Origin of the sequence: Nonomuraea sp. NPDC052116 (assembly GCF_040680035.1) — a bacterium.
GTDB lineage: Bacteria > Actinomycetota > Actinomycetes > Streptosporangiales > Streptosporangiaceae > Nonomuraea > Nonomuraea angiospora_A.
Genome location: NZ_JBFAWA010000035.1, coordinates 140261 through 150045, shown reverse-complemented (window position 1 = coordinate 150045; position 9785 = coordinate 140261). Strand labels below are relative to the sequence as shown.

Genomic DNA, 9785 nt, shown 5'->3' with positions numbered 1-9785 from the left:
GACCCCGGACAGCTACCTCGCCGGCCTCTACCTGCGCGCCTCAATGATCTGGATCAAGGACCTCACCCGAAACCACCCATTGATCACGACTCAATACATGCCCTAGTCACCTGAAAGATCAAAAGGGCCACGTCCCATGTTGGGATGTGGCCCTTGACATTGGTGGGCGATACTGGGATCGAACCAGTGACCTCTTCGGTGTGAAGGAACACCGGGGAGTCTGAGGATGTCGATTCGAGTCGATCGGGTGCCTCTCACCTTGCAGAACCCTCCGGAGAGAGCGCGGGAAGTCTGAGGGAGCCGCAAGGCGGTGGCTCCCAAAATTGGCTCCCGTTGCTCCTCTCCGGAGGGGCGGCAGAGTAACCTTACGACCAGCAAGATCAACGAGTACTCGGCGGCAATGGCGACATTTTCCTGAGGACGCTGCCGACCGCATCAGGTTCCACGATCTGCACCCATGCGCCTCGCCCCTGCTCGCTCAAGGGGTCGACCGTGACGGTGCCATCGTCGGTGCGCGGCCTCCGTGGGGATAGGCCGCAATACGTCGATGACGCCAGCGCAGGCATCGCGTCCTCCCCACGCACGTGGGAGTGAGCCGACGGTTACCGGCAACGTAACGGAAATCGCCTGCTCAACCGGATGTTCTAGGGATCAAGGATCCAATCCGGCAGCCAGCTAGACGGACTAGAACCTGCTGGTTCTAAGACGGCTACGACGTACGGCAAACCACGTGCGAACAGGCCGAGCCACCACTCCACGGTGCGTGACCCATGGCTGCGAGCTTTCATCCGGTACGTCGCACTCCGTGCCAGTTTGATAGCTGAGATGACTCTTGTTGTCTGATATTGCGAAAGTTACGCTTTGCCCGTTTGGTCAGTGCTCCAGAGCCGCACGAGTCAGGACGTCCCTGCCGGGTGGGGTGGAGCGACGTCTGGCACCCCTTCGGGTGCCCCTCGTTGTGGTTCGGAGCGTGACGACGTATGGGCCGGAATTTGGCATGGGCTCGTTCTGGAGGAATGCGTGCGGTAGTAGCCGCCATTCTCATGAGCCTGATGCCCGGCTTGCTCTTCCTTCAACCCTTACCGGCGGTCGCGGATGCGACCACCCCTGTCACGGCCGCGGCATTTCAAGGCCCTTTGGAGACGCCAAAGCAGGCTTTCGGGTCCACGAAGACGTTGCCCACGCTCACCTCGAGTGAGGCGACGCGCGCTTCTGCCGCGACCGGTACGCCGAGCAAAGCGACCAAGACGTCAAAGAAGGCCCTGCCGCAGGAGAAGCGTGCAGGTGTCACGCGGGAGAAGAGGGCTTCCGGCAAACCTGTGAGCAGTGCTTCGGCGTTCATGGCTCAGTTGGCGGCTGAGCCGCCGTGTGGGTCGTATGAGCCGTGGCGGCGAAGCGTATACGTTGCAGTCGGCACGTATGTTTCCTCGGGCGGGCGGATCTGGAGAGCCACTCAGAACATTCCTGCCAATCTCAACTTCTATCCGCCGCACGAAGAGCCCACGGGATGGCAGTTGATCGGCAACTGCCCGCCGCCGCCTGCGCCATCCATCATCTCGATGGAGCCGGACAACGGCCTGCAGTTGATGACCACTGAGCCTACGTTTAGTGCTACCGCCATCACGTGGTCGGGCGGCACGATCAGCTTCGACTTCGAGGTGTGTGAGAGCCCGACGTTGGGCAGTTGCCGCACGTACAACGACTGCTGCTGGTCATCAGCCGGCAGCGTCACCCTGCCGGAAGGCGCGCTGGCCTGGGGGCGCCAGTACTGGTGGCGGCTCAAGGCGACGGACGCCTCCACCATCGGCGGCCAAAGCTCATACTCGGAAGCGCGGACTTTCATCGTCGGGGTGCGCCAGCCCACGATCACCTCGCAGTTGTCCACCCCCGGCGTGAACGGACAGGAATTCCACCAGGCGTCCGGCAACTACACCACCACATTCACCGACGTCCAGGTGCCGGTAGCCGGGCCGCCGCTATCGGTGGTGCGCTCCTACAACAGCATGGACTCACGCCGCGACGGCGTCTTCGGCGCGGGCTGGTCCACTCGCTGGGACATGAGCGTGGTGGAGGAGAGCATTCGTGGGCTCGCGTCCGTGCTGGTGACGTATCCAGACGGGCGTCAGGTGCGCTTCGCCAAGAAGAGTGACGGCGCCTATCAGCCTCCGCCAGGTATGTTCGCCACCCTTGCCAAGAACGCCGACGGCAGCTGGCGGTTGATGGACAAGTCCTCCACTTCGTACGTGTTCGACAGCAGCGGGCGTTTGCTGAAGGTGACCGACCAGCGTGGCCGCACCCAGAACCTGCAATACGGCAGCGACGGCAAGCTCGCGAAGGCCACCGCGCCCGGAGGACGGTCGCTCAGCTTCACCTGGAGCGGCGCACACGTCGGTACAGTGACGACGGACCCGGTCGATGGCAAGCCGTTGACATGGAATTACACCTACAACGGCGACGTGCTGGAGAAGGTGTGCAACCCGGCGCAGGGATGCACCGTCTACAGCCATAATCCCGGGTCGCTGTATCGCAGCACCGTGTTGGACTCCGACCCGATGGGATATTGGCGGTTCGGGGAAACCACAGGCCGGAGTGCCAAGGACCTGGGCTGGCTGGATGACGCCTTCTACAACAGCGATTACACCTTGAGCCAGCCCGGCGCGCTGGCTGGAACGCCGGACACCGCAGTCGGCATCCCTGCCTCCACCACCGGTGCGATCCACCTCCCCGCTGGGATCATTCCCCGGGCCGGCGCCTGGGCCTCGATAGAGACCTGGTTCAAAACCGCCGCCAGCGGAACCATCATGACCGTCGACGGCACCTTCCAGAACTTCCCAATGCTGCAGGTCACCACCGACGGCAAACTGGCGGCCGGCTACGACGCCGCCTCCCGCATCGTCACCACCGCTGCGGTCAAGGACAATGCCTGGCACCATGCCGTGCTGACCGCCGCCGGGGACCGGCAGACGCTGTATGTGGACGGTGTCGCCGTCGGCACCTTCAACGGAGAGATCACCAACACAAGTTCCTACTACGCCGAGTACATGACGCTCGGCGGCATATCCGCAACGGTCGACGAGCTTGCCGTCTATGACCGCCCGCTATCCCCAGCCGAGATCGCCCGCCACTACGCAGCTCGGGCGGAGGCTCTGCACAAGCTCACGAAGATCACGTTGCCGTCGGGCCGGATCTGGGCCGCCAACACCTACGACCCCCTCACCGATCGGATCAAAACCCACACCGACGACAACGGCGGTACCTGGCAACTCAGCGACCTGGTCCACGACGAGGAAACCGGGCTCTCCACGGTTACAGTGACGGACCCGAACTTGAAGCCCCTCGTTTCGGTGCATGACGCCTGGCGTGGCTACCGGATCGTCACCCATACCGACCAACTCGGCAAAAAGACCAACTACAGCTATGACACTGGCGGCTACCTGAGCGAAGTTGTCGACGCGAATAACAACGCCGTCTCTTTAGAGAATGACAAGCGCGGCAATGCCATCTCGCAGAGGACCTGCCGCGACGTGGACAGTTGCCAAATCGTCCGCATCGAGTACTACCTCAACGACGCCGACCAATTCGACCCACGTAACGATCACGTGGTCAAGGTCCGCGATGCCCGCTCGGCCAGCGATACCGACAACACGTACGCCACTGTGGTCGAGTACAACACCTACGGCGAGCAAACCAAGCAGACCACGCCGGCCACTCCCGACTTCCCCAATGGTCGCTCTGCCACCGTTGCCTTTACCGACGGCACCGAGCCGGCCATTGGCGGCGGCACCACCCCGGCTGGCCTGGTCAAGACCCGCAAGGACCCCAAGGGCAACGTCACCGAGCTGCGCTACACCGCCTCAGGCGACCTGGCCGAGCAGATTGACCCGTCCGGGCTGATCACCAAGCTGGACTACGACTCGCTCGGGCGCGCGATCGGGCGCACCCAGATTTCCGCTGCCCACCCCAGCGGGGTGAAGACCACCTTCACCTACGATGATGCCAGTCGGCCCGCCACGCAGACCGACTCGGCCGTCAAGAACGAGATCAGCGGCGTCACCCACACCGCCAAGACGACGTACACCTATGACGCGGACGGCAACCCGCTCACCCAGTCCGTGAGCGATCTGACCGGCGGCGACGCCTCACGGACCGTCACTTACGCTTACGACGCCCACGGCCGTCAGGACAGCCTCACCGACCCCGCGGGCGGCGTGGTCCGCGCCACCTGGAACAAGCTAGGCCTGCAGGAAACGGTCACAGATCCGCTCGGCTCAATCTTCGGCTACACCTATACCGAGCGCGGGCAGTTGGCCTCCCGGAAGCTGATGAACTGGACCGGCAGCCCGGTCAACCCGCAGCCGGCCAAGGAGATCGTCCTGGAGTCGTATTCCTACGACGACGGCGGCCGTCTTGCGGCGCAGGTGGATGCGATGGGCCGCAAGACCTCTTACACGTACTACGGCGACAACCGCCAGGCGCAGGTAACCGGCGACGATGTCAAGCTGAACGGCTCCACCACAACCAAAGACGTAGTGCTGAAAGCCGACACCTACGACGCGGCAGGCAACCTCATCAAGCAGGTGATCGGGGCGGACCCCATCACTGGCGTGGGTATCACCTCCACAGAGAGCATCTACGACGCAGCAGGCAGGCTCACGTCGACGACGCTGGACCCGGCCAAGCTCAAGCGCAAAACCGCCTACGTCTACGACGCCAACAACCTGATCACGAAGGAAACACGCACCGGTGCCACCAGCGGCACCCGCGAAGAGATCGTCAGCTACGCCTACAACGCCGCAGGCCTGCGTACCCGCCAGACGATCGAGAACGGCACCCAAGACCTCGTCACCACATGGACGATCGACGACCGCGGCCTCATCACCGCGATCACCGACCCGCGCGGCAACGCCGACGGTGCTACCGCCGCCGACTACACCACCACCAACACCTATGACGCGCTCGGTCGCCAGATCGAGACCAAGGCCCCCAACGTGGAGGTGGGCAAGGCAGGCACACAGTCGTCCGCCATCCGTCCAACTGCTCGCGCCGGGTACGACACCTTCGGCAACCAGACAAACACGATCGACGCCGAAGGCGGCACGATCACTACTGCCTTTGACAAGGCAGGCCGGGCCGTGAACCTGACAATGCCGACCTACACGCCGCCCGGCGGTACGGCGGTCACCCCGACAATCTCGCACGGCTACGACGCAGCCGGCCGCCGCACCACCACCACCGACCCACGCGGTTATGTCACCACCACGCACTACGACGCGCTCGGCAACCCGGTCCGCCAGATCGACCCCGGCCCGTCCGGCCCCGGTGGCGCCTGGATCGCCGAGTTCAACCTGGTGGGCGAGCAACTGTCCGCCGTGGACCCCAACGGCGCCCGCATGGAGGCGACCTTCGACGACTTGGGCCGCAAGATCACCGAAACGGTGATCGAGCGTAAGCCCACCACGGCGGCCTACACCACCAAGCTGACCTACAACGACGCCGGAATGCTCATCCAGGCAGTCGAGCCCGGCCCCGGCAGCAAGATCACCAAATATGTCCCCAACGCTGCAGGCGAGATCGAGAGCACTACCGACCCTGCCCAGAACAAGACCACCAGCACCTACGACCTGGCCGGTCGCCCGCTTCGGGTCACCGACGCCACCGCCAACGCCACCGAGACCAGCTACGACCTGGCCGGACGCCCCATCGAGGTCAAGGGCCTCAACGGCTCCGGCACCACACTCCGCTCCACCAAGATCGGCTACGATCTGGCCGGCAACCCGACGAGTCAGACCTCGGCCGAACAGCACACCACCCAGCAGAGCTTCGATGCACTGAACCGGCTCACCACGCTCACCGAGCCGGTCTCCGCGAACAAGGAGATCGTGACCCGGTTCGGCTACGACGCCAACGGCGCCCGTACCAAGCTGACCGACGGTCGTGGCAACACCACCTGGACCACCTACAACAGCCTCGGCCTGATCGAGAAGGTCATCGAACCGGCGACCACCCAGCACCCCAACGAGGCCGACCGCACCTGGGTCTACGGCTACGACAAGGCTGGCAACAACACGGGCGTCACCCAGCCCGGCGGCGTGCAGATCATCCGTACCTTCGACCACCTCGGCCGCCTCGCCCAAGAGGACGGCAGCGGCGGAGGCGCGGCCACCGCCCAGCGCACCTTCGGCTACGACACCGCGGGACAGCTGACCGCGGCCGGGGACTACACCCTCGAATACAACGACCGCGGCCTGCTCACCAAGCTCACCCAGCCCTCCGCCCAGCCGACGACAATGGCCTACGACGACAACGGCAACCTTGCCCAGCGCGTTGACGCCGCCGGTACCACCACTTTCACCTGGGACAACGCGGATCGCCTGAAGACGGCCACCGACCCGCTCACCGGCCGCACCTTTACCTACGCCTACGACAAAGCCAACCGCGTCGAAACCCTCACCTCAGCCAACCCCGCCAATACCCAGATCTTCGGCTACGACGACCTGGGCCGCGCCACCTCCCAAACCCTGAAGAACAGCGCCGGCGCGGAAATCGCCAAGATCACTTACGGCTGGGACAAGGACGACAACCTCACCACCAAGACCACCACCGGCTTGGCCGGTTCCGGCACCAACACCTACGGCTACGACCACGCCAATCGCCTCACCTCTTGGACCGCCCCCGGTGGCACCACCACGTACGAATGGGACGCCGCCGGCAACCGCACCAAGGTCGGCGACAAGACCTTCACCTACGACGAACGCAACCGCCTCACCAACGGCGACGGCACCGACTACACCTACACCGCCCGCGGCACCCTCGCGAGCCAGACCAAGAACGGCACCGCCACCCAACTCACCTTCGACGCCTTCGACCGCCTCATCGCCGACGGCGACAGCGTGTACGCCTACGACGTCTTCGACCGCGTCACCTCCCGCATCAGCGGCCCCACCAAGCAGACCCACCTGTACGCCGGACTCAGCAACGACCTGGCCGCCATCAGCGTCAGCGGCACTCTCCAGGCCAAGTACGCCCGCGACGCCTTCGGCGGGCTGCTCAGCCTCCAAGAAGGCACAGCGCCGGCGGCCGGTACCCTGAGCGATCTCCACGGCGACCTGATCGGCACGTACAGCGGAACCGCCGTCACGACATCCACCTCTTACGGTCCCTTCGGCGAGATCGCCGCGCAGACAGGAGACCGGAGCAACCTCGGTTACCAGGGCGAATACATCGACCCGGAAACCGGCAAGGTCAACATGCACGCCCGCTGGTACCAGCCGGGCACCGGCACCTTCGCCAGTCGCGACACCGCCAATCTCGACCCTGCCCCGTCGGTGCGGGCCAATCGCTACACCTACGCCGATGCCTCTCCCCTGACCGGAATCGACCCCACGGGTCACTCCACCATCGACGCCGGCAGTGTCGGCGGAGCATGGGGCGCGCCCTACGTCCCCGGCGTGGACTACCAGACGGCGGTGGGCATCTACGCCGAGCACGGCATCGTGAGTGGAGGGTGCGCAGGAAGCGGATTGTATATCGGGGGCTGCAAATCTATCGGCGGTGCCGGAGGAGGAGCCATCGCGTGCCTCGCCATCCACGACAGCTGTGGCGGCCTCGAAATCGATCCAGCCGCGCTAGCAGGCGACAACGAAGACCGCTTTGGGAAGCTGCGGCTCATACCGAAACTTAAAAACCTCATCAGCTGTATAGAAGGCGGCCGCTGTTTAGGGAATTCCAGCGCAGGGTTTGGCAAAGGGGCGGCGTTCGGCGCAGGGTCGCGTAAGATCTCTGAAGCGCCGATGAATTGGAATGAATGCGAGAAGACTCTCGGCAAAAAGACCTGCGAAGTCTGGCGCAAGGCAATTCAGCAGATCGAAGGCGCAAAGGAGTTTGTGAAAAAATGTGTCCCCCCTACACCCGGAAAAGGGACTCATGACTGCGGCACCCTAGCGCAAATTCTAGGCATATCGGAGAAGCAGTGGCAGAATCTCATAACCGGGAAACTCAAAGAATCTGCCCTCTATAAATTTATAGACTTCATGGCTTCTGACATTAAGGGGTGCGAGTCCGGCGACCTGCTGGCCTGCGCGTTTGTGGTGGGAGAGATCTTTGGCGGCCTTGAACTGAAGGGCGCAAAAGAATTCCTTGCAAATATGCCCAAGGTTGCCGATGTCATACACGATCTATCGAAAGTACAGAAAGTAAAGTTCGCCGCCGGATCGGGAAGAGTTGCGGGCCAGGTGGTACCGAAATCACAAGCCGAACAATTGGCTAAATGGCTCGGATACACGCCCGCTCGAGGCAAAGGTTTCCCCAAGGGACAGCGCGTATGGGAATGCAAGAAGGGATGCAGCGGGCCGAAATATATATCATGGGATGAAGGTGGACATAATGGTGCAATTTTCAAGGGCGCTAGCAGGCCGGAAGACTTGTTCAGCAAAAAGACCCGTGAGGGCGGCTATGACCTTGGGAAGTTGCCAAACGGCGGATATGGGTTAGTATGGACCCATGAATGATATGCATGCCTTCACTGTATCTAAACATCCGAACGCTATCGCTCTGCGAGATTCCAGCAATCAGGCTTCCAGCGGCGAGGCGTGGAGCGCCATATCTGACACGGGTCGAAGCTTTGGCGACGAAAGATTTACGCTCTCTCAATATCTCAACATTGAGAATACGTTTATAAGCGTGGTTCGACTCCTTGCGACTACGGTGCGGGCAAGAGAACTGGAAGTTTGCTACCCATCGGCATGGGCCCCGCTTCCCTGGTGGATCTCGAAGTTCCATGCTGGTCAGAATCTCACCTTGCCGGAAGTGGAGATTCTATGCAGGACGATGCTGCGTGAGTATCGAGTATTCTCAGAGCTGGCATACAAGGACAGGCTTAGAATTGCTTTCGGGCAAGATATGCACATGCATTTTGCGGTAAGGGACTCAGATACTGCCGTAGTATCGCAAATAGAAGAATTCGGTCTACACGTTCGACACTCTGACTTTGCGGACATGTTCGAGATCAGCGCGGATTCGCCCGAGACACTCCAGCCGGTTAACGTCGAATTTTGGCACGATGTAAAGAAGCTGGGGCGAGATCGACGTGTTGATCACATAACTATTATTGAGCGGTGGGCGTATGGCCTATACGGGCGAACCTTCTATCAAGTACCAAGCAGTTCTCCCCAAGTTGTAGAGCGCCATCTTTCGCCAAATTCGCTGATAACCGCTTTGGTGGACGTAGAGGAATTTTCCATTAATCCGGGACCCAATGCGCTTATCGACATATGTGAATACTTGTCTGTGCCATTGGATGAACAGCCACTCATTTGGTCAAGGGGGGCCACAGGCGTAGATTTCAAACTTGCGGTCCGTCCGTTCACGTCTTTCAATTCTCTACAAGAGATGCTGGCGGACCAAAAAGGTAAGATGACATTTTTCTTCGATCCGGAAGATTGCGATGAAGGACGCCAGATCGTCGGCGTAACTCCCGATCGCGACGGAAAGATAAGAGATATTTGGCAGGTGTGAGGATGTATTGATAGCGATTTTTTAGCATGGGGGCCGACGTCTTGTGCTCAACCTCTATTTTCATTTGGCTGGGTTTCGTGAGTGGCTTCATGGACTGCCCGTAATGTCCCCCACAGGATTGGGGCGGGCCATTGTATGACGCTGCGGGGGCGCCGAGGTCTCCAGTCCCGAATGGAGTTCCTTCTGGATAGTCCCAGAACGGCCGACCGAGCTAACTATGTGCAGGTCTCCGTTGATTATTTCCGGGACGAGAGATTGTGAGTACGGCAGTC

The 9785-nt window shown here is 61.8% G+C and carries 2 protein-coding genes; both read left to right on the top strand.

The window, feature by feature from the left end:
- The first annotated feature begins 1043 nt into the window (after nt 1-1043).
- On the top strand, nt 1044-8507 hold the full coding sequence (locus AB0L65_RS47770; protein ID WP_364260683.1) for an RHS repeat-associated core domain-containing protein: 7464 nt from the start codon (nt 1044-1046) through the stop codon (nt 8505-8507).
- Nucleotides 8500-9513 (top strand): hypothetical protein, encoded by a 1014-nt coding sequence (locus AB0L65_RS47765; RefSeq protein ID WP_364260680.1) that lies wholly within the window; start codon nt 8500-8502, stop codon nt 9511-9513. Before AB0L65_RS47770 ends, AB0L65_RS47765 begins: the two co-directional genes overlap by 8 nt.
- The last annotated feature ends 272 nt before the right edge of the window (nt 9514-9785 follow it).